Origin of the sequence: Mesorhizobium norvegicum, from assembly GCF_004919685.1 — a bacterium.
Taxonomy (GTDB): domain Bacteria; phylum Pseudomonadota; class Alphaproteobacteria; order Rhizobiales; family Rhizobiaceae; genus Mesorhizobium; species Mesorhizobium norvegicum.
On record NZ_SMYZ01000041.1, the window covers coordinates 153,710 to 171,275 of the forward strand.

At 63.1% G+C, this 17,566-nt stretch carries 15 protein-coding genes; 10 read left to right on the forward strand and 5 right to left on the reverse strand.

From position 1 onward, the window contains the following. The first annotated feature begins 2 nt into the window (after positions 1–2). Together FCU66_RS17390 and FCU66_RS17395 are read left to right on the forward strand one after the other, a co-directional pair. Positions 3–452: a hypothetical protein gene (locus FCU66_RS17390; protein WP_136617480.1), complete on the forward strand. Its 450-nt coding sequence runs from the start codon at positions 3–5 to the stop codon at positions 450–452. Positions 453–528: 76 nt separating this feature from the next. Next, positions 529–1,608 carry a glycosyltransferase gene (locus FCU66_RS17395; RefSeq protein WP_136617479.1) on the forward strand — a complete coding sequence of 360 codons (1,080 nt, stop codon included), beginning with the start codon at positions 529–531 and terminating at the stop codon, positions 1,606–1,608. A gap of 33 nt (positions 1,609–1,641) precedes the next feature. On the opposite strand, the gene FCU66_RS17400 is transcribed toward FCU66_RS17395, so the two are convergent. Together FCU66_RS17400 and FCU66_RS17405 are read right to left on the reverse strand one after the other, a co-directional pair. Then, positions 1,642–2,664, reverse strand: a complete 1,023-nt coding sequence (locus FCU66_RS17400) for a phosphoribosyltransferase (RefSeq protein ID WP_136617478.1) — start codon at positions 2,662–2,664, stop codon at positions 1,642–1,644. A 52-nt stretch (positions 2,665–2,716) separates the two neighbouring features. Then, positions 2,717–4,213, reverse strand: coding sequence for a lipopolysaccharide biosynthesis protein (locus tag FCU66_RS17405; protein ID WP_136617477.1), 1,497 nt, complete (start codon positions 4,211–4,213; stop codon positions 2,717–2,719). A gap of 184 nt (positions 4,214–4,397) precedes the next feature. Here FCU66_RS17405 and FCU66_RS17410 point away from each other — a divergent pair, with 184 nt between their 5' ends. The 6 genes from FCU66_RS17410 (at position 4,398) to FCU66_RS17435 (ending at position 12,127) form a co-directional block, all read left to right on the forward strand. Beyond that, on the forward strand, positions 4,398–5,570 hold the full coding sequence (locus FCU66_RS17410; RefSeq protein WP_136617476.1) for a glycosyltransferase: 1,173 nt from the start codon (positions 4,398–4,400) through the stop codon (positions 5,568–5,570). Positions 5,571–5,610: 40 nt separating this feature from the next. After that, positions 5,611–6,606: a glycosyltransferase family 2 protein gene (locus FCU66_RS17415; RefSeq protein WP_136617475.1), complete on the forward strand. Its 996-nt coding sequence runs from the start codon at positions 5,611–5,613 to the stop codon at positions 6,604–6,606. Further along, positions 6,606–7,556, forward strand: coding sequence for a glycosyltransferase family 2 protein (locus tag FCU66_RS17420; protein WP_136617474.1), 951 nt, complete (start codon positions 6,606–6,608; stop codon positions 7,554–7,556). The genes FCU66_RS17415 and FCU66_RS17420 overlap by 1 nt, the downstream gene beginning before the upstream one ends. After that, positions 7,546–8,532: a glycosyltransferase family 2 protein gene (locus FCU66_RS17425; RefSeq protein ID WP_136617473.1), complete on the forward strand. Its 987-nt coding sequence runs from the start codon at positions 7,546–7,548 to the stop codon at positions 8,530–8,532. The genes FCU66_RS17420 and FCU66_RS17425 overlap by 11 nt, the downstream gene beginning before the upstream one ends. 74 nt (positions 8,533–8,606) lie before the next feature. Next, complete coding sequence (locus FCU66_RS17430) at positions 8,607–9,503, forward strand: UTP--glucose-1-phosphate uridylyltransferase (protein ID WP_136617472.1); 897 nt, start codon at positions 8,607–8,609, stop codon at positions 9,501–9,503. Between the two features lie 236 nt (positions 9,504–9,739). Then, on the forward strand, positions 9,740–12,127 hold the full coding sequence (locus tag FCU66_RS17435) for a polysaccharide biosynthesis tyrosine autokinase (protein ID WP_136617471.1): 2,388 nt from the start codon (positions 9,740–9,742) through the stop codon (positions 12,125–12,127). 102 nt (positions 12,128–12,229) lie between these two features. Here FCU66_RS17435 and FCU66_RS17440 read toward each other — a convergent pair whose 3' ends face one another. From FCU66_RS17440 to FCU66_RS17450, 3 genes are all read right to left on the reverse strand, one after another. Next, entirely contained in the window at positions 12,230–12,550 is a 321-nt protein-coding gene (locus tag FCU66_RS17440; RefSeq protein WP_136617508.1) for a putative quinol monooxygenase, read from the reverse strand. Positions 12,551–12,726: 176 nt separating this feature from the next. Further along, on the reverse strand, positions 12,727–13,809 hold the full coding sequence (locus FCU66_RS17445) for an acyltransferase family protein (RefSeq protein WP_136617470.1): 1,083 nt from the start codon (positions 13,807–13,809) through the stop codon (positions 12,727–12,729). A gap of 116 nt (positions 13,810–13,925) precedes the next feature. Continuing rightward, complete coding sequence (locus tag FCU66_RS17450; protein WP_136617469.1) at positions 13,926–15,833, reverse strand: propionyl-CoA synthetase; 1,908 nt, start codon at positions 15,831–15,833, stop codon at positions 13,926–13,928. 148 nt (positions 15,834–15,981) lie between these two features. Between FCU66_RS17450 and FCU66_RS17455 the strand changes: the two genes are divergently transcribed. Further along, on the forward strand, positions 15,982–16,812 hold the full coding sequence (locus tag FCU66_RS17455) for a DUF2259 domain-containing protein (protein ID WP_246093934.1): 831 nt from the start codon (positions 15,982–15,984) through the stop codon (positions 16,810–16,812). Between the two features lie 446 nt (positions 16,813–17,258). Beyond that, positions 17,259–17,543 (forward strand): PqqD family protein, encoded by a 285-nt coding sequence (locus tag FCU66_RS17460; RefSeq protein ID WP_136617468.1) that lies wholly within the window; start codon positions 17,259–17,261, stop codon positions 17,541–17,543. The last annotated feature ends 23 nt before the right edge of the window (positions 17,544–17,566 follow it).

Genomic DNA, 17,566 nt, shown 5'->3' on the forward strand with positions numbered 1-17,566 from the left:
GGATGATCGAGATTTCCAGACGCTCGGCCCTGGCCCTCATGGCGGGCGGAGTGGTTTCGACGGGGGTCGCCTACGCCGCCGTTTCCTCATTCTCGGACGAGGATCTGGTGCGCGTCACGCTCGAAAAATACCTTGGCAGGCTGAACATCCGCATCGAGCATCTGCAGCAGTTCGTGCTGGAGTTCCGCAACCGCAATCCGTGGATCTTTCCAAGCGAAAAACTAAGCGACGCCGTCACTCTGGTGGAGGAGCTCAAATTGGGCGTCGCGCGCCGTCTGCTGCCCCAGCAGAAGCGGGAAGATCTGGTGCATTTCGACCGCTGGGTCATCGCCGAGTTCCATATGCTGACGGACTACGCCTGGCGCAGCTCGCCCAACGACCCGATCCGGTTTACCGGCTGGCAGTCCTGTACCAATCCCTTCGCGAATCTGGAACCGCCGAAACTTGCCTGACGTCGGAAGCGAGGCGGCGGACTACGCCTGTTGCCTCTGAGCGAAGAATACGAGATGCGACAAGGAGCCCGATCCCATGAAAGTTCTTTTTGCAAGCGGCAACGGCTACCCACCAGAGTTCAGTGGCGGCGTTCAGTCGAGCACGCACCATCTGGCCGAACAGCTGATCGAACATGGGCATGAAGCCGCGGTGCTCGCCGCCCTGTTCGGCGATGGTGTCTTCGGCTTCAAGGCGCGCGCCAAGATGAAGCTGTTGCGGCAGCCGGCGGTTGTCGACAGCTATCCCGGCTATCCGGTGGTGCGGGCCTGGTTTCCCTGGGAAGCGGCGGCCTTTGCCGTCGACAGGCTGAAGCCGGATGTGGCCGTGGTCCAGTGTCACAAATCGGTTCCGGTCGGCAAGGCTCTGCAGGCCGAGGGCGTGCCTCTGGTCGTCTATCTGCGCAATGTCGAGTTCCACGAACTGGACGGCGATCTGCGCGAATTGCATTCAGCGCTTTACATCGCCAATTCGGATTTCACCGCGCGTGCCTACAGACAAGAGTTCGGCATCGAGGCGGCGGTGATCCCGCCGACCATCAACCCGGCGCATTACTCGACGCCGACGACGGGCCAGTTCGTCACGCTGATCAATCCTTACGAAGAAAAGGGGTTTGAGCTCGCGGTGCGCATCGCCGGCGCCTGTCGCGAAATCCCGTTCCTGTTCGTCGAAAGCTGGAAGCTCGAGGAGGATCATCGGGCGCGGATCGAGCAGACGATCGCCCCTTTGGGCAATGTCGTGCTGGAGAACCGCACCAGCGACATGAAGACGGTCTATGGCCGCACCAAGATCCTGCTTGCTCCCAGCAAGTGGGAAGAGGCCTGGGGCCGCGTCGCGTCGGAGGCCCATTGCAGCGGAATCCCGGTTGTCGGTTCGCGGCGCGGCGGTCTGCCCGAGGCCATCGGTTCAGGGGGCGTGGTGCTCGACTATGATGCTCCGCTTGCCGACTGGGTCGCGGCCGTCAGGCGGCTGTGGAACGACAACCAGGAATATGACCGGCTCTCAAGCCTCGCGCGCAGCTTCGCCGGGCGCCCGGAACTCGATCCCGATCGCCAGTTCATGACCTTCTTTTCGATACTCGACAGGGCCGTACAGCAGCGCGCGCGGCAGGCGGCTTAGCCAGGGCGCGCGGCAAGCTGCCTGGCGTGCGGATCAGGCCGGGCGTTTGACCCGGCTTTTCAGCGTCTCGTAGCCGCGGGCGCCAAGCAGGGCGCGGGCAATGGTCTTGGCAGCGCTCTTGCGGCCCTCTTGCGACTTGATCTGCCGCAACCGTGCCGGCAGGTTGCGGGCTGCCTGGCCAAGTGCCGGCAGAGACAGCGTGTCGGGAAAGCTGACCATATGCGTTTCGACGCACAGCACCGGCTTGCCGGACAGTTCGGTTATCCTCAGCGCCTGTTCGTGCTCGCTCTCGATGAACAGGATGGCATCGGATTTGCGATAGAAATCGGCCTTGAAACTGCCATGCGCGCCAAGCCGCTGCCGTTCCGCCTTGCTCGGCAGATCGAGCATGATCAGCTGGTCGTATTTGATCTCGTGCTTGGCGAGCCATGCCTCGGTCAGCGCGCGGTATTTCTCCAGCCGGCTGGTGACCAGCCAGCCGATCTTGTGGGTCGCAACATGGAGCGGCCGCGCCTCGCTGAGGAATTTCTCATAGGCCGGGCCGTCGTCGTTTTCCGCCTCTGTCGGGTCGAGGCACAGTACGCCATCGATGTCGACGCAGCATTGCGCCAGGAATTTGTGATGCATGAAGTTCCACTGGAACATGCGCGGATGCGGCACGACCTCGAAGACGAGGTCGGTTTCCTGGTGCTGCGGCTCAAGGCCGAACACGGCGGCAAAGGTGAAATCCGCCTCGATGCCGGCAGCCTGGATGCGGGCGCGTGCGTCACGCATGGCGTTGCCGCCGGCGACGCTGTCGTCGATCACCAGCACCTTGCGCATCTCGGAGACCTTGCGGTCGAGAGCGGCACGGCGCTTGGTGATGCCCGAGGTGTAGATCCGCCCCGTCAGGAAGCTGTCGAGATCGGTCATCGGGATGTTCGCTGACAAGCTCACCAGCGTTGCCGCCAATATGCCGCTTCTCGGCACGCCAACGACCAGGTCGATGTCGCGCGGCAGCCGGTGCAGGCCCCTGACAATGGTGTCGTTCATATCGGAGATCGATCGGTAGTGCATGGTTCAGACCTGGTCCTGTAGGAGATGTCCGTAGCGGTCGAAGGCGCCCAAATTATTGCGCTTCGCGCGGCGCTGCCTCGGGCAGCCTTGCCGGTAGCATCTTGAGCGCCTCGCGCAAGGCTTCGCGGCCGGAGGCGAATGCCAGTGCGATGATGATGGTGATGAGGTAAGCGAGCACGGCGCCGCTGGCCAGGGCAACGATATGCTGCTGCGGCAGCAGTGGCTTGATGAACCAGACCGCGGCCAGCGCCAGATGGGCGCCAAGCACGAACGGCGTTGCCGCGCGAAGCACGTGGTGCGCCTGCAGCGGTCCGCTCTTGCCGACATAGAGCCACAGGAACGGCGTCCGCAGATATTCGCTGATCGCATAGGCAATCGCCACGCCCAGCGCGCCATAGGGCAGGCCGAGCATGAAGGCCAGCATCGATGTCACGGCCGTTACGATGCCCCAGCGCATGAAGTCGCCGGAGCGGCCCTGGCTGACGAAAAGCCACCCGGCCGGATTGTTGAGCGGCTGCAGCAGCCCGGCAAAGCCGAGCGCCAGGAAAATCGAGGCGCTTGCGCGCCATTGCTCGCCGAGCACGAAGGGGATCAGCACATCCGACATCGCCGTGGCAAAGGCGACGCCGGGAAGCGCCACCAGCAGGATCAGCGGCATGACGCGCAGATAGGCGCTGCGGTAGCGATCCGGCTCGTCCTTCAGCCTGGAAAGCGCCGGCACCATCACCTTCGACAAGGGATTGGTGATCTGGCTCAGCGGGAACAGAAGCAGCTTGTAGGCGCGGTCATAGAGGCCGAGCTGCGCTTCGCCCCAGTATTTGCCGATCAGCACATTGTCGAGGTTGCGGGCAAAGAAATTGGCGAAGTTGAAGCCGGTGATGCCGGCGCCGAAATTGATCAGCTCGCTGATGCCGGCAACCTTGCGCGGCAGGCCCGGACGCCAGCGCGAGCTTGCCCAGTAGCAGAGCGTCGGCAGCACGGCACCGGTCAGCGTGCCGGCAAACAGCGCCCAATAGGAGCGGTCGATGAAGGTCCAGGCGATCGACGCGGCGAGCCCGGCGATGGCGCTGGCGACGTCGATGACGGCCAGCCGGCCGAACTGCATGCGGCGCGTCAAGAGCGCCAGATGCTGGGCGCCAAGCCCATAGGCCATGATTTGCAGCCCGAATGCGGCCACCAGGCCGGTCACGCGCGGCTCGCCATAGAAAGCGGCGACCAACGGTGCTGCACCCGCAAGCACGCAAGCCAGGATCGCGCTGACGGCGACATTGATCCAGAAGAGGTAGTTCACCTCCTCATGCCGGATGCCGCTTTTCTGGATTGTCGCCTGGGTCAGGCCGAAATCCTGGAACAGTGCGATGAAGGCAAGCACCGGCGCGCACATCGCCACGACACCGAAATCCTGTGGCGACAACAGCCGCGACAGCACGATGACGGACAGGATCTGTGTCGCGACCCGCACCGATTGCGCCATGGCCGTGACGACCGCGCCGCGCCCAACCGATTTGCGCAAGGAGCCTTCTGGCGGATCGAATGCATTGGCTTCCAAATTCAGGATTCCTGATTTTTTACGCGGATTTCCAAGCTCGAAAATCCACGACCGCCGCCGACCACAAACTACGGCAATAATTTTGCAGTGCAACAGAAAACGTCGATCGGCGCAGCAAAAATGTTGCGATGCAGCAAGAGCTGTACTAGCATTCCCTTGGGTGGGCCAACAGCGGTCGAGTTTTATGCTGCATGTCTTGTACCTTGTGCACGACGTTTCCGACCCGGCCGTGCGCCGGCGGATCACGATGCTCAAGGCAGGTGGGGCCCAGGTCACTCTGGCCGGCTTCCGTCGCACCACGAATCCGATCGCGGATATCGAGGGATTGCGGCCGATCGACCTTGGCGCGACACGAGACGGGCGATTCGGCCAGCGCCTCGCGGCCGTCGCCAAGGCTGCCCTATCGATCGGCTCGAAGCTTGGCGGTATGCCAAGGCCCGATCTCATCATCGCGCGCAACCTGGAAATGCTGGCGCTCGCCCGCCGCGCCAGGTCAGCCTTCAGTGCGTCGGTTCCGATCGTTTACGAGTGCCTCGACATTCATCGCCTCGTGCTGCGCAACGATGTCCTGGGCAAGGCGTTGCGTGCCACCGAGCGCTTTCTGGCCAGGGACGTGAAGCTGCTGGTGACCAGTTCGCCTGCTTTCATCGCCAATTACTTCGAGCCGTTCGGCCAGGTCGCAGCACCCATCGATCTGGTCGAGAACAAGTATTTCGAGGCCGCGGCGATTTTGCCCGGCGCCCCCGAGGCCGAAGAGAGTCCGGTCGGCCCGCCATGGCGGATCGGCTGGTTCGGCGCCTTGCGCTGCCGCCGTTCGCTCGAGCTGCTGGCCGATTTCTCCCGCCGCATGGAGGGGCGCTTCGAGATCGTGCTGCGCGGCCGTCCGGCTTTGTCCGAATTCCCGGATTTCCATGGCTTTGTCGAAGCCGAACCATGGCTGTCGTTTCGCGGGCCCTACCGCAACCCGGAGGACATGGCGGCGATCTATAACGACGTCCATTTTTCCTGGGCGATCGATTTCTTCGAAGCGGGGCAGAACTCCGAATGGCTTCTGCCCAACCGGCTCTACGAAGGCTGCCGTTTCGGCGCGGTGCCGATCTCGATGGGCAACACCGAGACCGGGCGGTTCCTCAAACAGCAGGATATCGGCGTGCTGTTGCCGCAGGCCTCCCCCGAGGCGCTCGAAGCCGCGCTAGGCAAGATGGAGGAGCATCGCTTCGCTAGGCTGAAGGGGCGTGTTCTTGCTCGCAACCCGAGGACCTGGAGCTACGATCGCAGCGATTGCCGGGCGCTTGTCGAGCGACTGCGCAGCCTGACCGCCTTGCCCGGCTCCTTTGCAGCCGAGGCATTGGCGTAGGATGGCCAGAGATGGACAGAGGCAAGATGGACAGAGGCTGATGACGCAAACCGAAAAACCCTCATCCAGCCTGATCGTTATTCCGTGCCTGAACGAAGCCGCCCATATCGGTGCGCTGCTCGATCAATTGCGGCCCGCGGCCGCTCGGCTTGGCGCCCGGATCATCGTCGCCGATGGCGGCAGCACCGACGGCACGCTGGCCATCGTCGAGGACATCATTGCCAAGGATTCGCGGGTTATCCTGCTTCACAACAAGCGGCGCATCCAGAGCGCGGCGATCAATCTCGCCGTCGGCACGTTCGGCGAGGGTGCCGACTATCTCATCCGCATCGATGCGCATGGCGGCTATCCCGACGACTATTGTGACCGGCTGGTCGAGGAGGCGTTGGCTACCGGAGCCGATTCGGTTGTCGTTTCGATGCTGACCAGCGGCAGCGGCACCGTGCAGAAGGCGGCCGCCGCGGCGCAGAATTCCAAGCTCGGCACCGGCGGCTCGAAGCACCGGCACCTTTCGGGGGGAGAGTGGATCGACCACGGCCACCATGCGCTGATGCGGATATCGGCCTTCGGGGCCGTCGGCGGTTATGACGAGACATTCAGCCACAACGAGGACGCCGAGCTCGATTACCGCCTCCGCAAGGCCGGCTACAAGATCTGGATGAGTGGCAAGACGCAGATGGTCTACTATCCGCGCGCCTCGCTCCGCGGCCTCTATTTCCAGTATCTCGGCTATGGCCGTGGCCGCGCCAAGAATGTGCTGAAGCACCGCGTCATCCCGAAGGTGAGGCAGATGGTGCCGCTGGCGGTCTTCCCGGTGGTTCTTCTCGCGGCCTTCTCCTTCGTGCATTGGATTGCGGCGGTGCCATTGTTGCTGTGGGCGTCGGTGTGCCTGGGCTACGGACTGGTGACGGCGCTCCGCCAGCGCAATGCCGACATCGCGCTTGCCGGCGTCTCGGCGATGGTCATGCATCTTGGCTGGTCGGTCGGCTTCTGGCTGCAGCTTTTGGGCTTTGGCTCGCGGCGCGGGGTGGCGTGATGGCGGTGTCGGCCAGGAACCTCAGCATCGACATCGGCGTCTGCACGTTCCGCCGGCCGGAACTGGCCGACACGCTGCGCTCGCTCGACGCCATGGAGATGCCGGCGGGATTCGATATCCGCATCATCGTCGCCGACAATGACGACACGCCGACCGCAAGCGACCTGGTGACGGCGCTGTCGCAGGAATTGACGGTGCCGATCCACTATCAGCATGCCCCGGCGCGCAACATCTCGATCGCCCGCAACGCCTGCCTCGACGCCAGCACCGCGGATTTCGTCGCCTTCATCGACGACGACGAGACGGCAAGACCGTCATGGCTCGCCGAGCTGGTCGCGATGGCTGGAGCCAGCGGTGCCGCCGCCGTGCTCGGCCCGGTCAGGGCGCGCTATCGCCCGGATGCGCCGGACTGGATGCGGCGTGGCGATTTCCATTCGACCTTGCCCGTCTGGGTGCGCGGTGAGATCCAGACCGGCTACACCTGCAACGTTCTGTTGCGGATGGGATCGGACAGCCTGCGCGGCCGCCGCTTCAGCCTGGCGCGCGGCCAGACCGGCGGCGAGGACACCGAATTCTTCGACCAGATGCACAAGGCCGGCGGTCGCATCGCCTTTTCACCCGAGGCCTGGGTCGACGAGGTGGTGCCCCGCTCAAGGGCGGCATTCGACTGGCTCGGCCGCCGCCGCTTCCGTGTCGGCCAGACGCATGGCCATCTTCTGGGCAGTAGGGCCCGCGGTATCGGCCTGGTCAAGCAGGTCGGCCTGGCATCGGCCAAGGCGCTCTATTGCTTCGCCTCGGCACTTCCGGTCGTCGTCAGTCCGGTTCGCAGGAACCGCAGCGTGCTGCGCGGCATCATGCATGTCGGCGTCGTCAGCGGCCTCGTCGGCATCCGCGAAATCCGCCTCTACGGCCAGCCTTCCCCACAGGAAGGAGGCAAGCGTGCAGCCTGACGTCTCCTTTGTCCCCGATGTTTCCTTTGTGCCCGATGTTTCCTTCGTGATTGCCGCCTACAACGCCGAGGCGACCCTCGACCGGGCAATCGCCAGCGCCATCGCCCAGAAAGGTGTCAGCGTCGAAATCATTGTCGTCGACGACAAGTCGCGCGATGCGACGCTGGACGTGGCGCGGGCCTATCCCAGGGGTATCGTCCGCGTCGTCGCCCTGGCCAGCAATCGCGGCCCCGGCGGCGCCAGGAATGCCGGCCTCGACGCCGCCCGCGGCAGATGGATCGCGGTTCTCGATTCCGACGACGCGGTCTTTCCCGATCGGCTCGCTACGATGATCGCGCGTGCCGAAACGGCCGGTGCCCAGATCGCCATCGACAATCTGCAGGTCATCCGCGAGGACGGTGTCGTTGAGGACGCGATGTTCCCGCGGCACTATCTGGAAGGCTTGCGCGAAATTTCGCTGGCCACCTACATCGCCGGCAACGTCGTCTTCGAATCGAAGTTCAACCTCGGCTATCTCAAGCCGATTTTTCAGCGCGAGTTCCTGAACGAGAACCGGCTTCGCTATGATGAGAAACTGAGGATCGGCGAAGACTATATCCTGTTTGCCGAAGCCCTGGCCAAGGGCGGCAAATGCGTGGTCGAGCCTGATATCGGCTATGCCTATCATATCCGCAGCGGCTCCATCTCGCGCGTGCTCGAGCTTCATCACGTCGAAGCGATGCGCCAGGCAGATGCCGTGTTCGCTCAAACCCATCAGATGGATGAGGCCGCGCAAGCGGCGTTCGCCCGGCGCAGCCGCAGCCTGCGCAAGGCCGCCTCGTTCCTGTCGATGGTTCAGCACATCAAGGCGCGGTCCCCGCTCAAGGCGATCCGGACAGCGCTCAGCGACCCGGCGGCGGTCAGGCATATGGGCATGCCGATCGCCGTGCGGTTGCGAAGAATGGCGGCACAGTTTGCCGTTGGGGTGGGGAGGTGAAGATGCAGGCACATGGAGGGATTTTTCGTGGCCTGTGAATGGACTGAAGTCGATCTCCTCAGAAGGAATTTGCGATGAAGAAAATCAGGAAGGCCGTGATACCGGTGGCGGGGCTTGGAACACGGTTCCTGCCGGCGACCAAGTCGATGCCGAAGGAAATGCTTCCCGTGGTCGACAGGCCTGTCGTGCAATATGCGGTGGACGAGGCCTTCGAGGCCGGCATCGAGCACATCGTGTTCGTGACCGGTCGCAACAAGGCGGTGATCGAGGACTATTTCGACCTGCATCCGGAATTGATCGGCACCCTGGAGCAAACCGGCAAGAAGACCCAGTTGGAGGCGCTCGAAAGCATGCTGCCTGTGGCTGGCGCCACCAGCTTCATCCGCCAGCAATCGCCGCAAGGCCTCGGCCACGCCGTCTGGTGCGCGCGCGAGGTTATCGGCAACGAGCCCTTCGCCTTGCTGCTGCCGGACATGGTGTCCTTCGGCGGGCGCGGATGCCTCGCAGAAACCGTCGACCTTTATGAGCGTACTGGCGGCAATGTGATCGCCGTCGAGCGTTGTGAACCGAGCGAGACCAACAAATACGGCATCGTTGGCCGTGGCGCCGATATCGGCGGCGGTTTCGAGGTGACGGCCATGGTTGAAAAGCCGGCGCCGGCCAACGCGCCGTCGAACTTCTACATCAACGGCCGCTACATCCTGCAGCCCGAGATCTTCGCGCTTCTGGGCAATCAGCAGCGCGGCGCCGGCAACGAGATCCAGCTGACGGACGCCATGGTCCGTCTGTCGAAGGAGCAGCCGTTCTTCGCCCAGCCTTTCAAGGGTCGCATGTTCGACTGCGGTTCCAAGGAAGGGTTCATCCAGGCCAACATCGCCTTCGCGCTGGCGCGCGACGACATGAAGGGTCCGGTTTTGGAGATGCTTCAGGAGTTCGTCCGGTCGCATGAACGCCAGGAAGAAGCCGCATAATGCCCATCTTTCGGGAGCATTGTCGGATGGCTGGCGAAGAGGGGCCGGCAGGCCCTCGCCGTCTGGCACGGCGCTTGCCTCGCTTCTGGCGATGCTCCCGATCTTCGAGGCGTCTGCAAGCCAAAGCATGATCCCGGAGAGTGGGTCCCGGTTTCCGGAAAAGATCATGCTCAAACAGTGAGATAGAGCCCATTGCGATCAATCGGAATGGGACCGGCTCTAGAATTGGACCGAAGATGAATTATGCCAACTTTCCTCTCGACAAGAGGATGCCATTGCCGAATTCGGACGCAGGAGACGGTGAAGACTTCATCGATATCGAGCGGCTGCTTGGCATGGCCGCACGGCAAGCCAAGGTGGTTGCGGTGTGTGCTGTCATCGGTGTCTTTCTGGGTCTGCTCTATTTGCAGACAACGCCGCCCAAATATCAGTCGGTCGCGAGCGTGCTGATCGACGAAGGCTTGAACAAGATTGTCGATGATATCTCGGCGGCGTCGACAACCATGCAGACCGATTCCGCCATCCTGAGCCAGATCGAGATCCTGACCTCGACGCGGCTTGCCGCCGTGGTCGTCGACAAGCTGAAGCTCGACCAGAACGATGCCTTCATGAATCCGCCCGTATCGGCTCTGGCGAAGGGGGTAGGCCTGGTCCGGAGCGTGATCCAGTATGTCCGCCCCAGCCCTTCCATGCCGGGCGGTGCTGACTTCAGCAAGCTCGACCCGGCCGCTCGCGACGCGCTGATCGCCACGTCGCGTCGCGACTATGCGATCCTCAAGCTGCAGAACGAGATCCAGGCGGAGCGCATCGGCCGAAGCTACGTCATCGCGCTCGGCTACCAGGCCACGGATCCGGCCCTGGCAAACGCCATCACCAAGGCCTATGCCGATGCCTATCTTGCCGATCAGCTCGATGCCAGCTTCGACGCCACCGAGCGGGCTGCGGTCTGGCTGCAGGGCCGGTTGACCGAATTGCGCCAGAGCTCGCAGGTAGCTTCGCTCGCGGTCGAGAAATTCAGGGCCGAGCACGGGCTCGCCGCCAACAGCGACGGCCAGCTGATGAGCGACAAGCAGCTTTCGGATCTCAACGCCCAGCTCATCGTGGCGCAGGCGGATACCGCGCGCGCCAGCGCCCGCTACCAGCAGTACAAGGCGATTGTCGACAGCGGCTCGGACAATGCCTTCAAGGATGCCGCCATATCGAGCGACCAGCCGAGCAGCTCGGTCATCGCGGCGCTCAAGACCCGCTATCTCACGGTGGCCAAGCGGCTGCAGGACGTCGAGGCGAATTTCGGCCCCGAGCATCCGCAGGCGGTGGCGCTTGCCAAGGAGAAGGCCGACATATCGACGCAGATTTTCGGCGAACTGAAGCAGCTGACCGAAAGCTATCGCAACGAATATGAGGTGGCGCTGGCGCGCGAGACCGCGCTCAGGGCCAATGTAGCGGCCGCACAGGGCAAAAGCTCCGTCGACAACCAGACGCAAGTCAAGCTGCGCGAACTCGATCAGCAGGCGACGGCGCTCACCACGCTCTATCAGACATTCCTCGGCCGCTATGAGGAAGCCGCGCAGCAGCAATCCTTCCCGGTCGGCAAGATCCGCATCATCTCGGACGCTTCGATGCCGATGGCCGCGTCAAGCCCGCGCACGATCGTCGTGCTTGGACTTTCGCTGGTTCTTGGCATGCTGATGGGCGCCGGTTTCGGCGGCCTCAACGAGTTCAACGAACGGTTCTTCAGGACCGGCGAGGATGTGCGCGACCGCGTCGGCCTGAAATTCCTCGGCTATCTGCCGGCGATCGGCGGCAAGCTCGGCAAGGAAGAAAAGCCGGGCGAGACCCAGGTGGATGCCAAGACCGCCAAATCGCTGTCGGCCGCGGAAAAACGGGCGCGCATGCGGGTCAGCATCGATTCGCCCGCCTCGATGTTCTCCGAAACGCTGCGCAGCGCCAAGATCGCCTTCGACGTCGTCCTGGAAGGGCAAGGCAGCCGCGTCATCGGCGTCATCTCGGTGCTTCCCGGCGAGGGCAAGTCGACGGTCGCGGCAAATCTCGCCGGCTTGCTTGCCGCCAACGGCGCCAAGACGCTGCTGATCGACGGTGACCTGCGCAATCCCGGCCTCAGCCGCGGCCTTGGCATGGAAGCCGAGCAAGGCTTGATGGAAGCGGTGGTCAACGGCCAGACCTGGCAGTCCGTCGGCAAGATCGACCGGCAGACGAAGCTGGCGATCATCCCGGCGGTGCTGCGCGGGCACTTCTCGCATACCAGCGAACTTCTCTCCTCGGCCGGCATGCGGCGCTTCATAGAGAACGCCAAGGAGACGTTCGAATACATCGTCGTCGACCTGCCGCCGCTCGGACCGGTGGTCGACGCCAAGGCCTTCGCGCCGCTGGTCGACGGTTTTGTGCTCGTCACCGAATGGGGACGCACGCCGCGCGCGATGGTCAGGTCGATGCTGGAATCCGAACCTTATGTCGCCAACAAGATCGTCGGGGCGGTGCTGAACAAGGTCGACCTGAAGAAGCTGGCCAAATACGGATCGTTAGGCGGCTCGGAAAAGTTCTTCGACAAGTACTCGAGCTACTATCTGGAAAAGTCGGAAGTGCGCGGCAAGGCTCCGGTCTGATATCGGCCGTTGCCCAAGCAGGTCCTTTCGAAAACGCATCGCGTTGAGACGGAGTCGACCGCTCTGGATGAACGGTGGTGTCGAGCCGGTCTCGGTGGTCGATCAGTTTGAAATCTGGCCGGGTTTCGCTGCCAGCGTGATCGGGTCGGTTTCGATGAGCCGAAGTGACCGCACCATATGCGCCGTTTGCGTCTTGTATTTGAGAAAATGCGGCGTGGTCAGATGGGCTTCGTAGGCCGCCTGATCAGCGTAGCATTCGATCACGCGCACCTTTTCAGGCGCGCCTTTTTCCGACACGGCATGAAGGAAAAGCACGCCCGGCTCGATTCGCACGGAGGCCTCGATCTCTTCGGCAAGCAGGGTTTTATAGCTGTCGATCCGGTCAGGATCGATTTCCAGTTCCGCCATCCTGACAATCAGCATCAATCGGCCTCTTGCATTTTGTACCGGCCGCGAACCATCGGCGTCTTTTCCGGCTGAATTTCAAAACTACCCACGATCCGGGCCTCGGAATCCTGCGGCTGGACAGTACGGCTCCTGCGCAAACCGGGCACCGAAGTGCCCACTGATTAACCCCATTTGGTCAACAAGGTCGGCGGCTACGCGGCCTTGAGCCGATAGCGGAAAACGGTGTGGTCGAGCAGCAGCCGGATGCGTGGTTCGGCCTCGGTCGCCACCAGCCAGCTTGCGGCGATCATTGTCGCGCCGACGACCACCATCGAGACGAGATGCGGCAGTCCGGCGCGGACCAGGACGCCGAGCAGGGCGGCGCCGACGACGTCGTGGAGCAGGTAGAGCGGATAGGTCATCAGTCCGATCCGCCGCCAGCCGCTCCAGGACAGGTCGAGCCGCAGCGACCATGCCATCAGCGCGATGGCGGCGAGGAAGATGAGGATCGGCGGCGCGAACGGCATCTCTCGCCCCACCTTCAGGATGTGAACGTCGACCGAACTGGCGATCTGCAGCACGCCGCCGCCCAGGAACAGAGCACAGAAGGCAAGGCGAGCGGCCGTCACCGCCTTGAAGCGCATCAGCCACAGCATGACGCCGGTCGCGAAGAAAACGCCGTGATGCACCAGAAGCAGGTCGAGCGTGCGTGTTTCGGCAAGGTCGGCCCAGTCGAGCGGATAGTACAGGCACCAGAACAGCGTGCTGACCAGGCCGATGGCGATAGCCACCATTTCCATCTGATGGAAGCGGCCAAGCCTGAGCAGGACCCAGACGATGGCATAGAAGGCGATCTCGATGCCGAGCGTCCAGTAGACGCTGTCCACCCAAGGCGCGTAGGGGGCGAACAGGCCGGTGCGGACGAGCCGGATAACGGCATCCGTCGGCCAGCTGAGGCCGACAAGCAGCAGCACCATCGCCGTGACCGGTGCGCAGATCCACACCGCCGGCGCCAGCCGTTTCACCCGCGCCTCGAAAAACCGCAGCGGCGTCGATGTCTCGGCGCTGAAGGCGATGACGAAGCCGCTGATGACGAAGAAGATCTGGACGCCGACCCAGCCGGATTCGACCCAGGCGCCTATTGCCGGTTGCGGGGGAACGCCACCCGTGGCGCGCGCCGAAACGCCGTCCGGATACGCCCACACCCAGAAGCCATAGTGGTAAACCATGACCATGACGGCGGCGAGAAACCGCAGGATGTCGACGCCGCCAAATGTGATCTTCTTTTGAGCCATGCGACCTTGTCGATGGCCCCCCGCGAAAGACTGTAGGGTGCATTGCTGCGTTGCACAATAAAAGATTGCTAGTCGATCCGAAAAGCCGCCTCGGCAAGCCAACCGCCTTCAGCGGCTCAAAGGCCGATTCCGCGCTCCTTCAGGGCGGCGGTGATCTCGTCGAGGATGATCGGATCGTCGATCGTCGCCGGCATGGCCCATTCTTCCTTGTCGGCGATCTTCTGCATGGTGCCGCGCAGGATCTTGCCCGACCGCGTCTTGGGCAGGCGTTTGATCGTCACCACCGTCTTGAAGGCGGCGACCGGGCCGATGCGTTCGCGCACGAGGCCGACCACTTCGCTCTCGATGAGGCCGATTTCGCGCGTTACACCCGCATTCAGCACCACGAAGCCAAGCGGAACCTGCCCTTTCATGGCGTCGGCAATGCCGATGACCGCGCATTCGGCGACATCGGGATGGGCGGAAAGCACCTCCTCCATGGCGCCGGTCGACAGCCGGTGGCCGGCGACATTGATGATGTCGTCGGTGCGGGCCATGACATAGAGATAGCCGTCCTCGTCGACCATGCCGGCATCCGCCGTCTTGTAGAAGCCGGGGAACTCGTCGAGATAGGCTTGGCGGAACCGTTGATCGGCGTTCCACAGCGTCGGCAGGCAGCCGGCGGGCAGCGGCAGCTTGACCACCACATTGCCCAGTGTGCCGCGGGGCACTTCGTGGCCTGCATCGTCGAGCACGCGGATATCGTAGCCGGGCATTGGCACGCCGGGCGAGCCGTACTTCACCGGCAGCAGGCCAAGGCCGGCGGGATTGATCGTCATCGGCGAGCCGGTCTCGGTCTGCCACCAATGGTCGACCACCGGCACGTTGAGCTTCTGCTCCGCCCATTTGATGGTTTCCGGGTCGGCGCGCTCGCCGGCCAGGAACAGCGTGCGGAATTTCGACAGATCGTATTTCGCAACGAACTCGCCTTTCGGGTCCTGCCCCTTGATGGCGCGGAACGCGGTCGGCGCGGTGAAAAGTGCGACGACGCCATGCTCCGATATCACCCGCCAGTAGGTGCCGGCATCGGGCGTGCCGACAGGCTTGCCCTCGAACAGGATGCTGGTGCAGCCATGCAGCAGCGGCCCGTAGACGATGTAGGAATGGCCGACCACCCAGCCGACATCGGATGCCGCCCAGAACACCTCGCCCGGCTTGACGCCGAACTCGTTTTCCATCGTCCATTTCAGCGCAACCATGTGGCCGCCATTGTCGCGCACGATGCCCTTGGGTTGGCCGGTCGTGCCCGATGTGTAGATGATGTAGAGCGGGTCGGTGGCAAGCACCGGCACGCAGTCGACATTGGCGCCGGCTGCCCGTTCGCGGGCGACGGCATCGGCGTAATCGATGTCGAAATGCTCCCTCAGCTCGCAGCGCAACTGGTCGCGCTGCAGGATCAGGCAAGCGTCCGGCTTGTGGCGGGAGATCTCGATCGCCTTGTCGAGCAGCGGTTTGTAGGCGACGACGCGGCCCGGCTCCAGGCCGCAGGACGCGGAAATGATCAGCTTCGGCCTGGCATCGTCGATGCGGGTGGCAAGTTCATGCGAGGCAAAGCCGCCGAAGACCACGGAATGCACCGCGCCGATGCGGGCGCAGGCCAGCATGGCAATGGCCGCCTCGGCCACCATCGGCATGTAGATGATGACGCGGTCGCCCTTGCGAATGCCGCGGTTCTTCAGCACGGAGGTGAGCGCGACGACCTCGCGCTTCAGCTCGGCATAGGTGAATTTCCTGACTGTTCCGGTGATGGCGCTGTCGTGGATCAGCGCGATCTGGTCGGCGCGCCCGCCGGCGACGTGGCGGTCGACGGCATTGTAGCAGGTGTTGCAGGTAGCGCCGGTAAACCAGCGGCCATAGACACCGGCCGTGGCATCGAACACTTTGTCCCAGGGCGAATACCAGTCGATGGCGCCGGCCGCATCCGCCCAGAATTGTTCCGGATCGCGTTTCCAGCCGTCATAGACCTCGTGATAGCGTGAAGCCATCTGGCTCCTCCTCCCCAGGAATGATTTTCTTCCCTCCAGATAGCGCGCTCTAACCTTGGCCGCAAATAGACGCCATTGTGCTGGATGACATCGACCTGGCGCTTGGGGGCAAGCAGCTATGAAATTGCGATACGGGATTGGAGTGGCGATGTTTGCTGCTGTGCGGATCATCGGGCGCTTTGCGCTCCCGTCGGTCATGGGCGCGGCACTTACGATCTCCGCTGGAACCGCTCAGGCTGGCGATGCGGCGGCACGGCGTATCATCGGCTTTTCGCCCGATGGCGCCTATTTCGCCTTCGAGCAATATGGAACGCTCGACGCCGGCGCCTCGGACTCCGGCTGGTCTGAGATCGACGTCATCGACACACGCACCGATGAATTTGTCGGCGGCAAGCCGATCCTCGTCGTCGACGAAACGGAGGAGGCGACACTGACGCTGGAGCAGGCAAGGGCGCAGGCCGCCGCGCAGGCGGCGCCCGTTCTCGCCAGATATGCCATCGCATCACAGGGCGAGCAGACCGCGTCCGACAAATTCACCTTTCCGGGTGAAATGGTTGCCTACAACGACATTTCCCGCCTCGAACAGGTGTCGCAGAAATGGCTGTCGGCGCTCTTTGATGAAACAGGCATTTCGACCATCCAGCTCGACCAGATCCTGGCAGCCAGCACGAGCGATTGTTCGGCGAGTTTCGATGCGACGCAGCAAGGCGACCAGGCACTTCAGGGTGAAAAGGCCGGCAAGGCGCTCGGCTTCCGGCTGACGCTGCAAGGGCAGGACGGCAAGCCGTTCAAGATCCTGAACGAGGACAAGACCGTGCCGGGATCGAGAAGCTGCCCGACCTCCTACAGCCTGTCGGAATCCTACGAATTCACCCCGGCCGGCAAGCCGGCGGTGATTGTCGTGCTGGTGCAGCGTTTCAGCCAGGGTTTCGAGGGGCGCGACCGCCGCTTCCTTGCCGTGACCGGCCAGCCGCGTTGACAACGCCACGGCCGAAAGCTGTCCCTGTCGATTATTGTCGATTGCTCTAGATCGGCAAGGCCACAAGCATGAGGCCAATGCCGCCAGCGATCAAAATAGCTGTCGCCAGCGCTTTTCTGTGACGTTCGAAGCTCGTCGGAGCCCGTTCCCAATTGTAACGCATACGCTATATCCCCAAGACCCAAACAGGTTTTACCTTACTCTAGGGAAGAAATGCAACGCCCCCTGCCGACAGGTGCGTTGCTTGTTGCCTCGCGTTGACGACTATTTCTGGGACGATTCCGGCCGGAGAAGGCAGCCGTGCCACTTTTCGCGACCGGGACGAGGGCCTATCGGAACGCATCGCCGCACGAGCCCGCTCGCCGGTCTCCATAATCGGCTGATAGACAGCGTTCCCTCGCCGCGCTATCTGAATTCCGGGTTTTGCATGGCTTGGTGGGTTCGTGATGGAAATTGCCTCTGGAACGGTTCTGCGGCTGGCGGAAGACGCTTCGGTCCAGCATGTCGGCGATGGCGCCGTCGTGCTTTTGGCGCGCAGCGGCCAGCTTTACACATGCAACGGCACGACCGAAGCCTTTCTCGACAAGGTGGACGGCGCGCGCAACCTCGACCAGATCGTCGACCTGCTTTGCGAGGAGTTCGAGGTCGACAAGGGGACGCTCGACCAGGACATCGCGGCACTGGCCACGGATCTGGTCTCGGAAGGTATCCTCGCTGCGCCAGCTGCTTGATGTGTAAAGGTGCTTGATGGCTG

Coding starts and splice junctions, on each gene's coding strand:
- FCU66_RS17390 (WP_136617480.1), top strand. CDS start 3: ATGATCGAGATTTCCAGACGCTCGGCCCTGGCCCTCATGGCGGGCGGA.
- FCU66_RS17395 (WP_136617479.1), top strand. CDS start 529: ATGAAAGTTCTTTTTGCAAGCGGCAACGGCTACCCACCAGAGTTCAGT.
- FCU66_RS17400 (WP_136617478.1), bottom strand. CDS start 2,664: ATGCACTACCGATCGATCTCCGATATGAACGACACCATTGTCAGGGGC.
- FCU66_RS17410 (WP_136617476.1), top strand. CDS start 4,398: ATGCTGCATGTCTTGTACCTTGTGCACGACGTTTCCGACCCGGCCGTG.
- FCU66_RS17415 (WP_136617475.1), top strand. CDS start 5,611: ATGACGCAAACCGAAAAACCCTCATCCAGCCTGATCGTTATTCCGTGC.
- FCU66_RS17420 (WP_136617474.1), top strand. CDS start 6,606: ATGGCGGTGTCGGCCAGGAACCTCAGCATCGACATCGGCGTCTGCACG.
- FCU66_RS17430 (WP_136617472.1), top strand. CDS start 8,607: ATGAAGAAAATCAGGAAGGCCGTGATACCGGTGGCGGGGCTTGGAACA.
- FCU66_RS17435 (WP_136617471.1), top strand. CDS start 9,740: ATGAATTATGCCAACTTTCCTCTCGACAAGAGGATGCCATTGCCGAAT.
- FCU66_RS17440 (WP_136617508.1), bottom strand. CDS start 12,550: ATGCTGATTGTCAGGATGGCGGAACTGGAAATCGATCCTGACCGGATC.
- FCU66_RS17445 (WP_136617470.1), bottom strand. CDS start 13,809: ATGGCTCAAAAGAAGATCACATTTGGCGGCGTCGACATCCTGCGGTTT.
- FCU66_RS17450 (WP_136617469.1), bottom strand. CDS start 15,833: ATGGCTTCACGCTATCACGAGGTCTATGACGGCTGGAAACGCGATCCG.
- FCU66_RS17455 (WP_246093934.1), top strand. CDS start 15,982: ATGTTTGCTGCTGTGCGGATCATCGGGCGCTTTGCGCTCCCGTCGGTC.
- FCU66_RS17460 (WP_136617468.1), top strand. CDS start 17,259: ATGGAAATTGCCTCTGGAACGGTTCTGCGGCTGGCGGAAGACGCTTCG.